Source organism: Rhizobacter sp. P2_H2 (genome assembly GCF_056403375.1).
The window spans coordinates 1-13,425 of sequence record NZ_JBFUFP010000057.1; the positions used below are offsets into that span (position 1 = coordinate 1).

The window sequence follows — 13,425 nt, forward strand, 5'->3', positions numbered from 1 at the left end:
CTTCGTGGGAAATCGAATGGGAAGACAGGTTGAGTTTCCTGCGCCGACCCACGGTCAGGGTGAAGACCTCCTGCCGATGGCAACGCTCGGGGACGCCATTCGTGGCCTGCATGAACTGTCGCCAACGCTGATGGACTTCAGCCCTCGGAAGAAGACTTATCTGTCGAAAATTCCTCCTGGTGGCAACTGGCGAGCTCTCCCCGAGAAGCTTCAGCAAGAGTCGATGGGGAAGGCATGGCTTGCGAAAGGAGGGCGATCCGGATGGTGGCGTCGATTGAGCTACGGACTYCCATCACCGACCATCCTGACGCTTCCAAATCACGCGAGTACGTCCTTGTGCCACCCGGATCACGTGCGACCGTTAACGTTGCGCGAGTGCGCCTTGGTGCAAGAGTTCCCTGTGGCCTGGAAGTTCGCCGGAACTGCGCAGGAGCAGTACGCCCAGGTGGGAAACGCCGTCCCAACGCGTCTCGGATTCGTCGCAGGAACTGTCCTTGCGGATGAATTGGATAAGGCCGCCGCAACGGCAAAGCGCGCCAAAGTCGTTGCTCAACACGACGACAACATTCGAATCGTCTACCTCCAATCCCACGTGCGGACTCGCAAGTGGTTCAAGGGGGGGCAAGCGGTCCTTTGGTCGCAGGGCGAGGATGACGACAACAGCGAGGCACAGCATCCCCCAATGCTGACCGACCGAAAGGTGCGATCAGTCTGATGAGAACTCGCCAAATTCGGGTTAGGCTCTCGCCTTCTCGACCCTTCTCTCCCCAATGATTCGACCGCGTCGCTTCAAACGGACCAATTTGGCAGACGCACTGCCTCCTGGTGTTCACGAAGAAATAGTCCGGGAAACAGACGAGCTACTTGAGCGCCGGCTGGACAAGGCTAACGAGATGTTGGACATCGCACAGTCCAACTTTAATCCGTTCTTGCTGCTGATCACCGCACCGGTCTACAACATCTTCAGTCCCTACGAGGTCGCTGAACGGCTGCAACTTGGCAGCGCGTTTCACGGGGACGACACGGCGTTCGGGCGATTTGCGGAGGAGAAAATACTGCCGCTCTTCGGTGCAACGCTTCCCATCGAAAAGAACAAGGCCGACAAGAAGCTCTCGGCCCTCTGGGAGCCTGTAGATCGCAGGATGGTCATTGAGGGAGTAACTTACCTGATGAGCATTAAAGCCGGTCCTTGGACAATGAATCAGTCACATGCTCATCACATGATCGAGAAGTTCCCAGCCATCCGTGGGACGTCGGAAGCGAGGTGCATGATCGGTATCACGTACGGGCGTTACGCTGATCTGAACAACAAGCCCTCGCTAGTTGACAAAGGTCTCGGAGAGCCCGACTGGTTCGACTATCTTGTTGGTCGTGACTTCTGGGAGTTCGCCTCCGGAGTCAAAGATGTTCACGTGCATATATTTCGGGCCATCCGCGAAGCACAAGCGAGGTTTGCAGCTCGGCACAAGGACGAGACATTTCACGAGAAGCTGATTCGCAACCGACTGGCAGTAGCCGCGTCGCTTCGCAAGAAGTTCGACCTCGACAAAGAGGATGACTTCTGGGAAACGTTGTTCAATCACGCTTTCGAAGCCGATGCTGTGCCGGCTTCATCCGAACTGTCGGCGGCAGATCCTCTTGCGGAATTGGACCGTGCTCCGGTGGCAAAGCCTCTACCACGCCGTCGCTCACGCAAGCAGTAGGAACGAGTTGAAGCTCCTCAGACATGAGGAGCACTCGATGGTACGCCCGGCTCTCCATCGATTGAAACGTCAATCGCCGTCTAGTTGTTACAGCGATGCGCCCCTTCAGCGCCGACGGCTACCGCCGTGCCCCCTGCTGCGCAGCGGCGCGAAGCGCCGCAACCTCCTCGACGCTCAACCAAGGCCGGCTTGCATGTACGACGCGGTGGCAGTTCGCACACAACAACGCAAGATCGTGAACGCTGGTTCGATGCCCTTCAGTCAGCGTGTGAAGCGGCTTGGTGTGATGCACATCGATGATGCCGCTGGCCGACGGTCCATACGCATCGATGAAGTCGAAGCCGCATGCGGCGCAAGCCAGTCGCCCGGACTGCTTCAAGGCCATCGCCTTCACCTGCTCGACGAGCTTTCGGCTCCGTTCCCGTTGCCGATGCACGCGCGTGAGAATCCGTCCCTCTTCGGCGTCCTGGATGCCGGGCTCGTCCTCCGCCAAATACGCTAAAGAGTCGTCTCGAGCTGAAATGCATCCTCGAATAGCTTGACTGACTTCTGCCAAGCGCTGCGGGTCATTGGCAAAGAGCCGCCAAACAACCTCTTCGTCCTTGTTGCCTCGCTGAAGCCCGACCTTGCCCTGCGCTGTGTAGTTCGGGTCGAACCGCCGGAAGTTCATCATCTTCATGTAGACGCCGGCGGGATTCCTGAACGTTCGCTTGTCGTCGAGTTGCACAGCTCGACCGAGTTCGTTCAGGACTGACGAGAGCTCCTTGACAGCGACACTGTCCTTGGAAGGAGGCGAGTCTCGGTGCCGCAGGTACAAGTCCAGCGCCAGGATTAACTCGTCCCTCGTCCACGCTGGATTGCGTGGAGCCCTCGGAGTCTCAATTGCTTTCGGCGCCTTTGCCATATCCGTCCCAGTGCCAATGCCGATGCGCATCGCATCGTGCGCGATTCGAGTTCGCATTGTCTCGAACGAACGAGGGTGGAGTCCATCACATTCGCGTCACCGCTGCGCGCCGGCTCGCACCCACTCCCCCACCCGCGCCGCCTCTTCAGACAGCAGCCGCAACGCCGTCACGCTGAAGCGCCTCAGCGAATCATGCCGACACCGATCGACCAGCGGCGTGTGATCGTCCATGCGCAACCAATCGTCGAACTCAGCGATCTCCAGCAGCGCTCGAACGCCATCGGCGACGTCGATCGTCAGCCCGATCAGTCGATTCAGGTGACGCGCCTCGATGTGCCGATCGTCCGTCGACTCATCGGTCCACCGAAATTCCTCGAACTGCGAGGGAGATGACGAGGGCGATTCCTCGTCGTCAGCGGCATTGATGCTCATGCGTATTGGCTCCAGAAGTTGAATGCGCGCGCGTGGAACAGCCGCCAGTGGGCGGCCTCACGCGGGTATCTTCCGAGACGCCAATCTCGACCCAGGCTCTCGCCGGGGCGCGGCCAATGTAGCACGCGCCCTGCCGCAGAATCGGCCTGATGCGCCACCTGCCACGTCTCCTGCTGATCGCCCTGGCGGCCGCGACGCTGCTCGCGCTCTTGCTCGTCTTTGCAGCCTGGTGGCTCACCCTCCCCACCACCCCCGACCCCTTCTACAACGCCACCTACCGCATCCCCTTCCGCCCCGGCACGCTGCTGCGCCAGGAGCCCTTCACCCGCGGCGTGCCCGAAGGCGCCGTCGCCTGGCGCATCCTCCACGCCACCACGCGCGACGACGGCTCGCCCACCCTCGCCAGCGCCATCGTGATGGTCGCGCACAATGCACCCGCCGGCCCGCGCCCGGTCGTCGCGTGGGCGCACGGCAGCACCGGCACCGTGCGCGGCTGCGCGCCCTCGCTGCTGGGCGATCCGTTCGCCCACGTGCCCGCGCTGCAGCCGCTGCTGGCCCAGGGCTGGGTCTATGTGGCCACCGACTACGTGGGCCTGGGCGCCGCCGGCATCCACCCCTACCTCGTCGGCACCGGCCAGGCCCGCTCCGCGCTCGATGCGGTACGGGCCGCGCGGCAGATGGTGGGCGTGGCGCTCGCCGATCGAACAGTCATCTGGGGCCATTCGCAAGGCGGCAACGCGGCGCTGTGGGCCGGCATGCTCGCGCCCACCTACGCGCCCGACGTGCCGCTGGCCGGCATCGCCGCCCTCGCCCCGGCGAGCGACCTGCCGGCGCTGATGAGCGCCGTGCAGCACACGCCGATCGGCCGCATCACCTCGTCGTACGTGCTGCAGGCCTACAGCGACACGTATGGCGACGTGAAGTTCGACGCCTACGCTCGCGGCTGGCCGGCGCTGGTGGCGCGCGACATCGCGTCACGCTGCAGCGCGGGTGGCAAGGCGGCGTTCACCGCGCTCGAGGCGGTGGCGGCCGGGGGCAGCATCTTCTCCACGTCGCCCACGGGTGGGGCGCTGGGCCAGCGGCTCGCGGAGAACACGCCGCTCGGGCCGTGGGCGCAGCCGGTGTTGGTGGCGCAAGGCTTGGCGGATGAGCTGGTGCTGCCGGAAGTGCAGTCACGCTTCGTCGCGGCGCGCTGCCAGGCGGGGCGGGTGATCGACTACCGGCGGTATGCGGGGCGGGATCACCTGTCGGTGGTGGCGGGGGATTCGCCGCTGGTTGGGGAGCTGGTGGAGTGGACTCGGCAGCGGTTTGCGGGCGTGCCTGTGGAGGGAGCTTGCCGCGAGCGTTAGGGCACGGGCTACCCGTTCGGACTGAGCTTGTCGAAGGCCCTGCGCGCTCCGGTCACAACCCTTCGACGGACGGGCCCTCGACAAGCTCGGTCCCTGCTCAGGGCGAACGGGAGGAGCGGACGAGTACCTTCACCCACCCACTCGCTTCCCCCAGCCCCAACACCTCCCGCACCCCCGGCTCCATCGTCGCCAGCATCCCCTGCCGGAACGCCCAGCGCGTGCCGAAGGGCACCGTCAGCTTCACCACATCCCGCAGGCACAGGCGCGCCAGGCGTTCACCTTCTGGCGTGCGGGCCATGCAGCGCGCCTCGTACTCGCGCTGCAGCTGCTGCCACTGCGGCAGCGTCTCGGGCAGCTCGCTCATCCCCATCTCCAGCCCCACGCGCTGCCAGAAGCCCAGCAGCAGCGCCGTCTCGCGCGCCTCGAGCTTCACCCGCGCATGCCGCTCGTTCCAGCGCAGCGGCTCCAGAAAGAACGTCGCCAGCACGTAGCGGTAGTCGCTCGCATCCGCCGGCACATGGCGGTGCACCTCGCGCAGCCGCTGCAGCGCCGCTTGCCCCGCTTCGCTGTCGAAGCCGTGGCAGATCAGCTCGCGCAGCGTCTGCCGCGTGCGTGCCAGCCTTGCCTGCGTCTGCGACACCAGCTGCGCATGCCCGTACAGCGCGGTCACCAGGTGCGCGATACCCATCATGCGGATCAGCGCCAGGTAGGTGCCGATGCGAAACGTCATCCGGTGCCGGCCGTAGTACAGCGCCTCGATCTGCGTCGTCATGCCCCGGCCTCCCCAGGCTCGGCCAGCGCGATCCGCGTCTCGAACTTCGAACAGTTCATCGCGAAGGTGCTCTTGAAATTCCGCACGTTGTTGTTCGACGAGAACACCTCGCGCGTGAACGCGTGGTACCGCTCCATCGACGCCGAGTTCACGATCAGCAAGAAGTCGAACTCGCCCGACACCTCGTAGCAGGCCATCACGTCGTCCTCGGCCGCCATCTTCTTCTCGAAGTTGCGCAGCAGCGCATCGTTCTGCTTGTCCAGCTCGACCGAGACGAACACCGTCAGCGGCCGCCCCACGCGCTGCCGGTCGACGATGGCCACCTGCTTCATCAGCACGCCCGAGGCCTTGAGCTGCGCAATGCGCCGCTGGCACGTGGCCGGCGAGCTGTGCACCCGCTCGGCCAGCGTGCGCATCGGCAGCGAGGCATCGTCTTGCAGCAGGTTCAGGATCTGGGTGTCGAGTCGGTCCATCCGCCCATTTTCGACCAGCAAAACGGGACAAACGCATCACGCCGCCCCGAATCGCGGTGAATCCGCTCACGCGCTGCTGCCGACAATGCAGCATCCGCCTCGCCCGGAGCCCGCCATGTCAGCCTCGTCCGCCACATCAGCCACCGAGTTCGAAGCCCAGCTGCAAAGCTGGCGCCACCACCTGCACCGCCACCCCGAGACCGGCTTCAACGAGCGCCGCACCGCCGACCACGTCGCCCGCGTTCTCGAGCTGCTGGGCATCGAGGTGCACCGCCCCATCGGCGGCACCGGCGTCGTCGGCACGCTGACGGTGGGCCGCGGCAGCGGCGCGATCGGCCTGCGTGCCGACATGGATGCGCTCGCCCTCACCGAAGCCGCCGAGGGCCGCGCCCACGCCTCGCTCAACCCCGGCTGCATGCACGCCTGCGGGCACGACGGCCACATGGCGATGCTGCTCGGCGCGGCGCAGTTGCTGGCCCAGCGTCGGGATTTCGACGGCACGGTGCGCTTCATCTTCCAGCCCGCCGAAGAGCACGGCCGCGGCGCAGCGGCGATGATGGCCGACGGCCTGTTCGAGCGCTTCCCGGTGGATGAGATCTACGGCGCGCACAACATGCCCGGCCTGCCGGTCGGCCACATCGCCACGCGCACGGGCGGCATCATGGCCAGCGAAGACAACTTCGTGATCCGCATCACCGGCCGCGGCGGCCACGCGGCGCGCCCGCACATGGCCATCGACCCGCTGGTGATCGGTGCCGAGATCGTGCTGGCGCTGCAGACCATCGTCGCGCGCTCGGTCGATCCGGGGCAGCCGGCCGTCGTCTCGTGCACCGAGTTCGTCACCGACGGCATCCGCAACGCGCTGCCGACGCACGTCACGATCAAGGGCGACACGCGCAGCTATGCGCCCGAGGTGCAGGCGCTGCTCGCGCGGCGCATCCGCGAGCTGTGCGAGGGCATCTGTGCGGCGCATGGCGCGCGCTGCGAGGTGGACTACACGCATGAGTTCGCGCCGACGGTGAACTGGGCGCAATGCGTGCCGGTGGCGGTGGCCGCCGCGGTGGAGGTGGTGGGCGCAGACCGCGTCGACGACCAGGTGGCGCCGATGATGATCTCGGAAGACTTCGGTGCCTTCCTGCGCATCGTGCCCGGCGCCTTCGTCTTCATCGGCAACGGCGATGGCGACAGCCCCGGCGCGGTGCCGCTGCACAACGCGCGCTACGACTTCAACGACGCGCTGCTGCCGATCGGCGCGCGCTTCTTCGCGGAAATCATTCGCCAGCGCCTGCCGCGGCGGGAGGCCTGATGCTGTTCCTCAACCCACGGGCCGAACGCCGGCCGTATGACGACGCGCTGCGGGCGATCCTGAATATCAAGTCAGGGCGCGAGGGCCGGCGCTGGCTGCGGGCATGGTCGCTGTTGAACGAAGGCGCCACGCCGCTGTGGCCGCTGCCGCGGCTGGCCGCGCAGCTGGGCCTCGCGCACCTCGCGGTGAAGGATGAATCGACGCGCTCGCCGCTCGGCAGCTTCAAGGCGCTGGGCGCGCCGCTGGCGCTGCTGCGCTTGATCGTGCGGCGTTGGCCCGATCGCGGCTGGCAAGCGGCCGACCTGCTGGCCGGGAAGCACGCGGCCGAGCTGCGCGAGCTGGTTGTCATCAGCGCCACCGACGGCAACCACGGCCGCGCGCTCGCTGCGGCCGCGCAGAGCATCGGCTGCCGCTGCGTGATCGTTCTGCACGCTCACGTCAGCGCCGAGCGTGAGGCGCCGATCACCGCGTTCGGCGCCGAGATCGTGCGCATCGCCGGCGACTACGACGCCTCGGTGCGCGAGGCCGCGCGGCTGGCCGCGGCGAACGGCTGGACGGTCGTCTCCGACACCTCGTACGACGGCTACGAAGAGATCCCGCGCGACGTGATGCAGGGCTACGGCACCATCGCCGACGAGGTGCTGGAAACCGGCAGCGCACCGTTCACGCACGTCATCGTGCAAGGCGGTGTCGGCGGGCTGGCCGCGGGCATCGTCAGCCATTTCTGGGAACACTTCGGTACGCAGCGGCCGGTGTTCATCGTCGTCGAGCCCGAGCAGGCCGATTGCCTGCTGCAGAGCGCGCGCAGCGGCCACGCGGCGCGCGCCAGCGGCTCGGTCGATTCGGTGATGGCCGGGCTGGCCTGTGGCGAGACCTCGCCGCTCGCGTGGCGCTTCCTGCAGCCGGCCGTCGATGCCTTCATCACGGTGAGCGACGGCGCTGCGGTGCAGGCGATGCGCACACTCGCCGAAGGAAGTGCCGGCGACGTGCCGGTGCTCGCCGGCGAATCGGGCGCGGCCGGGCTGGCGGGATTGATCGCCGCTGCCGGGCAGCTGAGCCTCGACGCGAACGCCCGCGTGCTGCTGCTGAACACTGAAGGCGCGACGGCGCCGGGTGTGTACAAATCCCTCACCGGCCGCTCAGCCAGCGCCGTGCTGGCCGCGCAGGCCGCTTGGCGATCGAACGACGGCATCGACGAGGCCGCGCTGATCGAGCGCGTCGAGCAGCACGCCCGCATCGGCGCGATCGACGGCGGCGGCGTCTGCCGCATCGCGCTGACCGATGCCGACCGCGCAGGCCGCGAGCAGCTGGTGCGCTGGATGCAGGAAGCCGGGCTCGAGGTGCACGTCGACCAGATCGGCAACCTCTTCGGCATCCGCGCCGGCACGCATGACCTGGCACCGGTGATGACCGGCTCGCACATCGACACCGTCGCCACCGGTGGCCGCTACGACGGCATCTACGGCGTGATGGCCGGGCTGGAGGAGGTGGTACGCCAGCTCGACGCGCGCGGCGTGCGCACGCGCCGCCCGCTGGTGGTGGCCGCCTTCACGAACGAGGAGGGCGTGCGCTTCATGCCCGACATGATGGGCTCGCTGGTGCATGCCGGCGGGCTGCCGCTGCAGCAGGCGCTGGACACGATCGGCACCGATGGCGCGCGCCTCGGCGACGAGCTGCAGCGCATCGGCTTCGCCGGCAGCATGCGCTGCGGCACGCTGCGCCCGCATGCCTTCGTCGAGCTACACATCGAGCAGGGGCCGGTGCTGGAGGCGGAAGGCATCGCGATCGGCGCGGTGCACGATCTGCAGGGCATCTCGTGGCAGTCGATCGCGATCCAGGGCCAGTCGAACCACGCCGGCACCACGCCGATGCACCTGCGCCGCGATGCCGGGCATGCCGCGGCAGCGATCGCCGTCTTCGTGCGCGAGCTGGCGCTGCGCTTCGGCGGCTCGCAGGTCGGCACCGTCGGCGCGATCGAGCTGCACCCGAACCTGATCAACGTGATCGCGTCGCGGGCCACGTTGACGGTCGACCTGCGCAACACCGACGAGGCCACGCTGCAGCGTGCCGAGTCCGAGCTCGCCAGCTTCCTGCAGCGGCTGGCGGTGGAGCAGGGCGTGACGATCACCGCGCGTTCACTGGCCCGCTTCGAGCCGGTGCGCTTCGACGAGCGTCTGGTGGGCCGCATCGAGCAGGCCGCCGCGGCGCGCGGGCTCACGCAGCGGCGCATCACCTCGGGTGCGGGGCACGATGCGCAGATGATTGCGCGCATCGCGCCCTCGGCGATGATCTTCGTGCCCAGCCGCGGCGGCATCAGCCACAACCCGCGCGAGTTCACCGCACCCGGGCAGCTGCGCGACGGCGCGAACGTGCTGCTCGATGTGCTGCGGGCGTTGGCCGACGAGTAGCAAAGAACCCCGTTCGCCCTGAGCCTGTCGAAGGGYCTGYGCGCATGRCACCAAGGCTTCGACAAGCTCAGCCCGAACGGGGGGGAAACCGTTCRCCCTGAGCCTGTCGAAGGGCCTGCGCGCATGGCACCAAGGCTTCGACAAGCTCAGCCCGAACGGATTGGGCTCAGCGCGAACGGATGGCGGCTCACCGCGGCACCAGCGTCGTCCCCGTGATCTGCTCCTGCGCCTCCACCAGCGAAGGCACGAACTTCGCGCCATGGCCCAGCGCGCTGGCCAGCGTCAGCGACTGGTGCACCGCCTCGCCCAGCCACGCCGGTACCGTCAGGCTCTCGGCCAGGTGGGTGTAGTAGCGCAGGTCCTTGCGCGCGTTGTCGAGCTCGAACGACAGGCCCTTCACGTCGCCCTGCAGCGTCTTCGCCATCGCCTGGAACAGCCCGGAATTGACCGCGCCGACCGTCGTCACCGCCACCAGCTGCCCCAGGTCGACCCCCGCGCGCCGCCCGACCGCAAACGCCTCGGCCGTCGACGTGCAGATGGCCTGCGCCATGAAGTTGTAGAGCAGCTTGACGACATGCCCCGCGCCCGGCGGGCCGACGTGGTGCAGGTTCTCGGCGAAGCAGCGCAGCAGCGGCTCGATGCGCGCGAAGTCCTGCTGCTCGGCGCCGACCATCACCGTCAGCCGCCCGGCTTCGGCATCGGCCGCCGAACGCGCAAGCGGCGCATCGATCAGCAGCACCTGCTGCGCGGCGCAGCGCTCGCGCAGCGCGGCGGTCGAGGCCGGCTCGCTGGTCGAGCAGTCGATGACCACCAGCCCCGGCTTCGGCCGCGCGAGCAGCCCGCCGTCGCCGGCAAACAGCCCCTCGACCTGCGGCGTGCCGGTGACGCAGATGAACACCACGTCGCAGCGCGCCGCCAGTTCAGCCGGCGTCTCCACCTGCACCGCACCGCGCTCGATCAGGTCGGCCACCCGATCGCGGTTGCGGTGCACGGTGAGGTGCAGCGCATGGCCCTTCAGTTGCAGGTTCTTCGCCATGCCATGGCCCATCAGGCCACTGGCGCCGATGAATCCGATCTTGCTCATTCACTTGTCTCCTGGTGTCTTGTTGATGGGACTGTTGGCAGAATCGACCGCTCATGACGCGCCGCCCCGAACCCCCGCCGCTGCCCGCCGAGGCCCAGGACGTCGCCCGGCTGCTCGGCGAAGACATCATCTTCGGCCGCCTCGCGCCCGGCAGCCGGCTGGTCGAGGACCCGCTGATGGCGCGCTTCGGCGCCACGCGGCACGGCGTGCGGCGCGCGCTGGCCGAGCTGGAGCGCATCGGCATCGTGGTGCGCGAGAAGAACAAGGGCGCGAGCGTGCGCGCGCTGGCCGCCACCGAGGTGCGGCAGATCTACGAGGTGCGCGAGCTGCTGCAGCGGCAGGCGGCGCTGCGCATCCCGCTGCCGGCCGATCCCGCGCTGGTCGCGGCGCTGGAGGCGCTGCAGCTGCTGTTCGTCGCGGCACTGCGGGCCGGCGACCACGGCACGGTGCACCGCATCAACGACGAGTTCCACCTGACGCTGTTCGGCGGCTGCGGCAACCCGTACCTGATCGGCTCGATCCGCCACTACATGTGGCTGAGCCTGCCGGTGCGGGCGCAGCGCACCGCCGCCGCAGGCCACGCCGAAGCCGCGGCCGACGAGCACCTGGACATGATCCGGTTGCTGAAGGGCAGCGACAACGCGGCATTGGCGGAGTTGTGCGTCGCGCATCTGCAGCTCGCGAAGCGGGATTACCTGGAAGCGGCCGATCACCAGCGGTGATGGACTTGCGCTTTCGCGTGCTTCTCGTAGATGGCGTTCACGGCCTGCATCGTCTCGGCTGACAGCGCCGGCAGGTCGGCCGCGCGCATGTTCTCCTCGATCTGCTTCGGCCGGCGGCCGCCCGGGATCGCGCACGTCACCGCTTCCTGCATCAGGATCCAGCGCAGCGCGAACTGCGCCAGCGTCTGCCCCGCCGGCACCAGCGGGCGCAGCGCCTCCACCGCCGCCAGGCCGCTCTCGTAGTCCAGCCCCGAGAAGGTCTCACCCTTGTCGAACGCCGCCCCTTCGCGGTTGAAGCTGCGGTGGTCGTCGGCAGCGAACTGCGTCTGCCGCGTGAGCCCGCCCGACAGCAGCCCCGACGACAACGGCAGCCGCGCGAGGATGCCGACGCGGCGCGCCAGCGTCTCGCGGAACAGCAGCTCGGCCGGCCGCTGGCGGAAGATGTTGTAGATGACCTGCACCGACTGCACGCCGGGGAAGTCGATCGCCTTCAGCGCCTCCTCGACCTTCTCGACGCTGACGCCGTAGTGGCGCAGCTTGCCGGCGCGCACCAGGTCGTCGAGCACGCCGAACACCTCGGGCATGTAGTACACCGGCGTCGGCGGGCAGTGCAGCTGCAGCAGGTCGAGTGCCTCGGTGCCGAGGTTGCGCAGGCTGCGCTCGACGAAGGCCGTCAGGTTCCCGCGGTTGTAGCCCTCGGCCACGTGCGGGCTGAGGCGCCGGCCGGCCTTGGTGGCCACGTAGAACGGCTCCGTGCGCTCCTTGCGCAGCCGCGCGATCAGCCGCTCGCTGTGGCCGTCGCCGTACACGTCGGCGGTGTCGAAGAAGTTCACGCCCAGGTCGAGCGCGCGGTGCAGCGCGGCCATCGATTCGTCGTCGTTCACCTGGCCCCAGGTGCCGCCGATGGCCCAGGCGCCGAAGCTGATCGTCGACACCTTCCAGCCGGTGCGGCCGAGTTCGCGGTAGTTCATGGAAACGTCTCCAGTGGGTTCCTTCCGGGATTATCGATAATTTTTCAATTGCGAACCTTTCTCATCGCGGGCCGCCGGCGATTTATCATCCGGGGTGTCGGCGAATGTCGCCCATCGTTTCATCAATCGCCAGCCATCGCGCTCTCGCATGGATCTCCGTCCTGCCCGTGGGTCGCCCAGCCAGCACACCTGCCCGCGACCGGGCCCCGGAGTACCTTTCCCATGGCAGTTCAACCCTTCCTGCGGCCGATGGCCCGCCCGCTCACGGCCGTCGCGCTCGCCATCGCGGCCTGGCCGTTCGCCGTGCGCGCGCAGCAGGCCGATGCGCCCGCCGCAGCCTCGCCTGAAGTCACGCTGGAGCCGGTGCAGATCAGCGGCAACTGGCTGGGCAGCGGCCTGCAGAACAGCGTGAAGAGCTTCGCCGGTGCACGCACCGTCGTGAGGAAGGAAGAGATCGAGCAGACCGGCGCCGTGTCGATCGGCGAGGTGATGCGCCGCATCCCCGGCGTGCAGTCGACCGAGAACTCCGGCACCGCCGGCAGCGCGATCTCGCTGAACATCGGCGTGCGCGGCCTGACCGGCCGCTACTCGCCGCGCTCCACCGTGYTGCTCGACGGCATCCCGCTGGCGGTCGCGCCCTACGGCCAGCCGCAGCTGTCGTTCGCGCCGGTGAGCCTGAACAACATCGAGTCGGTCGACGTGGTGCGCGGCGGCGGCGCGGTGCGCTACGGCCCGCAGAACGTCGGCGGCATCATCAACTTCAACACCCGTTCCATCCCGGCGACCGAGGCGCTGAGCGGCGATGCGACCGTGCGCTACAACAGCTACGGCGAAGGCGACGGGCACAACACGCAGTACAGCCTGTTCCTCGGCCGCGAGCTCGACAACGGGCTGGGCCTCGCGCTGCTGTACTCGGGCCTGGACGGCAGCGAATGGCGCGCCAACAGCGACGAGAAGGTGAACGACCTGGCCGTCAAGTTCCGCCAGCCGCTCGACGGCAAGGCCGAGGTCTACGGCAAGGTCTCGTACTACGACGTCACGTCGCGCACACCGGGCGGCCTGACGCCGGCGCAATACAACGTGGACCCGTTCCAGAACACCCGCCCCACCGACTACTGGAGCGGCGTGCGCAAGGGCATCGACCTGGGGTACCTGAACCCGATGTCGGCCACGCAGGAGGCCGAGGTGCGGCTCTACTACAACGAGAGCTCGCGCGCGAGCGTGCTGATCAACGCCGCCGGCACGGTGCTGACGCACCAGCCGCGCAACTACCGCGTGCTGGGCGTGGAGCCGCGCTACAC

General features: G+C 67.9%; 13 protein-coding genes and 1 pseudogene. 8 read left to right on the top strand and 6 right to left on the bottom strand.

The window, feature by feature from the left end; all coding sequences use genetic code 11:
• Together AC1D15_RS06205 and AC1D15_RS06210 are read left to right on the top strand one after the other, a co-directional pair.
• A partial coding sequence (locus AC1D15_RS06205) for a DNA cytosine methyltransferase (RefSeq protein WP_477825314.1) occupies positions 1 to 715 on the top strand: 715 nt, incomplete at its 5' end.
• Between the two features lie 178 nt (positions 716 to 893).
• Positions 894 to 1,703, top strand: a complete 810-nt coding sequence (locus AC1D15_RS06210; protein WP_477825315.1) for a PmeII family type II restriction endonuclease — start codon at positions 894 to 896, stop codon at positions 1,701 to 1,703.
• Positions 1,704 to 1,821: 118 nt separating this feature from the next.
• Here the strand turns inward: AC1D15_RS06210 and AC1D15_RS06215 are convergent, their stop codons facing one another.
• The gene (locus AC1D15_RS06215; RefSeq protein WP_477825316.1) at positions 1,822 to 2,430 is read right to left on the bottom strand and encodes an HNH endonuclease; all 609 of its coding nucleotides are present in this window, start codon (positions 2,428 to 2,430) and stop codon (positions 1,822 to 1,824) included.
• Between the two features lie 273 nt (positions 2,431 to 2,703).
• Entirely contained in the window at positions 2,704 to 3,039 is a 336-nt protein-coding gene (locus AC1D15_RS06220) for a hypothetical protein (RefSeq protein WP_477825317.1), read from the bottom strand.
• Between the two features lie 149 nt (positions 3,040 to 3,188).
• Between AC1D15_RS06220 and AC1D15_RS06225 the strand changes: the two genes are divergently transcribed.
• The gene (locus AC1D15_RS06225) at positions 3,189 to 4,388 is read left to right on the top strand and encodes a lipase family protein (protein WP_477825318.1); all 1,200 of its coding nucleotides are present in this window, start codon (positions 3,189 to 3,191) and stop codon (positions 4,386 to 4,388) included.
• A 97-nt stretch (positions 4,389 to 4,485) separates the two neighbouring features.
• On the opposite strand, the gene AC1D15_RS06230 is transcribed toward AC1D15_RS06225, so the two are convergent.
• Both AC1D15_RS06230 and AC1D15_RS06235 read right to left on the bottom strand, forming a co-directional pair.
• Positions 4,486 to 5,160 carry an oxygenase MpaB family protein gene (locus AC1D15_RS06230; RefSeq protein WP_477825319.1) on the bottom strand — a complete coding sequence of 225 codons (675 nt, stop codon included), beginning with the start codon at positions 5,158 to 5,160 and terminating at the stop codon, positions 4,486 to 4,488.
• Positions 5,157 to 5,633, bottom strand: a complete 477-nt coding sequence (locus tag AC1D15_RS06235; RefSeq protein ID WP_047507213.1) for an Lrp/AsnC family transcriptional regulator — start codon at positions 5,631 to 5,633, stop codon at positions 5,157 to 5,159. The genes AC1D15_RS06230 and AC1D15_RS06235 overlap by 4 nt, the downstream gene beginning before the upstream one ends.
• Positions 5,634 to 5,748: 115 nt before the next feature.
• On the opposite strand from AC1D15_RS06235, the gene AC1D15_RS06240 reads away from it, so the two are divergent.
• The 3 genes and pseudogenes from AC1D15_RS06240 to AC1D15_RS06250 all read left to right on the top strand — a co-directional run bounded on the left by AC1D15_RS06240 (position 5,749) and on the right by AC1D15_RS06250 (position 9,347).
• Entirely contained in the window at positions 5,749 to 6,939 is a 1,191-nt protein-coding gene (locus tag AC1D15_RS06240; protein ID WP_477825320.1) for a M20 aminoacylase family protein, read from the top strand.
• Positions 6,939 to 8,081: pseudogene (locus AC1D15_RS06245) on the top strand (diaminopropionate ammonia-lyase); the annotation flags it as partial. The gene AC1D15_RS06240 and the pseudogene AC1D15_RS06245, both read left to right, overlap by 1 nt.
• 12 nt (positions 8,082 to 8,093) lie before the next feature.
• Entirely contained in the window at positions 8,094 to 9,347 is a 1,254-nt protein-coding gene (locus AC1D15_RS06250) for a Zn-dependent hydrolase (protein ID WP_477825325.1), read from the top strand.
• 187 nt (positions 9,348 to 9,534) lie between these two features.
• On the opposite strand, the gene AC1D15_RS06255 is transcribed toward AC1D15_RS06250, so the two are convergent.
• Positions 9,535 to 10,431, bottom strand: coding sequence for an NAD(P)-dependent oxidoreductase (locus tag AC1D15_RS06255; protein ID WP_477825321.1), 897 nt, complete (start codon positions 10,429 to 10,431; stop codon positions 9,535 to 9,537).
• Between the two features lie 53 nt (positions 10,432 to 10,484).
• Here AC1D15_RS06255 and AC1D15_RS06260 point away from each other — a divergent pair, with 53 nt between their 5' ends.
• Positions 10,485 to 11,153: a GntR family transcriptional regulator gene (locus AC1D15_RS06260; protein ID WP_477825322.1), complete on the top strand. Its 669-nt coding sequence runs from the start codon at positions 10,485 to 10,487 to the stop codon at positions 11,151 to 11,153.
• Here the strand turns inward: AC1D15_RS06260 and AC1D15_RS06265 are convergent.
• Positions 11,141 to 12,124, bottom strand: coding sequence for an aldo/keto reductase (locus AC1D15_RS06265; protein ID WP_477825323.1), 984 nt, complete (start codon positions 12,122 to 12,124; stop codon positions 11,141 to 11,143). The two genes, AC1D15_RS06260 and AC1D15_RS06265, sit on opposite strands and share 13 nt — an antisense overlap.
• A gap of 222 nt (positions 12,125 to 12,346) precedes the next feature.
• Here AC1D15_RS06265 and AC1D15_RS06270 point away from each other — a divergent pair.
• The coding region (locus AC1D15_RS06270; RefSeq protein ID WP_477825324.1) for a TonB-dependent receptor family protein at positions 12,347 to 13,425 on the top strand (1,079 nt) is incomplete at its 3' end.

What these genes read in the sequence shown, in the direction of transcription:
- AC1D15_RS06265 (WP_477825323.1), bottom strand. Translation starts at nt 12,124, where the DNA reads ATGAACTACCGCGAACTCGGCCGCACCGGCTGGAAGGTGTCGACGATC.
- AC1D15_RS06235 (WP_047507213.1), bottom strand. Translation starts at nt 5,633, where the DNA reads ATGGACCGACTCGACACCCAGATCCTGAACCTGCTGCAAGACGATGCC.
- AC1D15_RS06220 (WP_477825317.1), bottom strand. Translation starts at nt 3,039, where the DNA reads ATGAGCATCAATGCCGCTGACGACGAGGAATCGCCCTCGTCATCTCCC.
- AC1D15_RS06230 (WP_477825319.1), bottom strand. Translation starts at nt 5,160, where the DNA reads ATGACGACGCAGATCGAGGCGCTGTACTACGGCCGGCACCGGATGACG.
- AC1D15_RS06240 (WP_477825320.1), top strand. Translation starts at nt 5,749, where the DNA reads ATGTCAGCCTCGTCCGCCACATCAGCCACCGAGTTCGAAGCCCAGCTG.
- AC1D15_RS06260 (WP_477825322.1), top strand. Translation starts at nt 10,485, where the DNA reads ATGACGCGCCGCCCCGAACCCCCGCCGCTGCCCGCCGAGGCCCAGGAC.
- AC1D15_RS06225 (WP_477825318.1), top strand. Translation starts at nt 3,189, where the DNA reads ATGCGCCACCTGCCACGTCTCCTGCTGATCGCCCTGGCGGCCGCGACG.
- AC1D15_RS06210 (WP_477825315.1), top strand. Translation starts at nt 894, where the DNA reads ATGTTGGACATCGCACAGTCCAACTTTAATCCGTTCTTGCTGCTGATC.
- AC1D15_RS06255 (WP_477825321.1), bottom strand. Translation starts at nt 10,431, where the DNA reads ATGAGCAAGATCGGATTCATCGGCGCCAGTGGCCTGATGGGCCATGGC.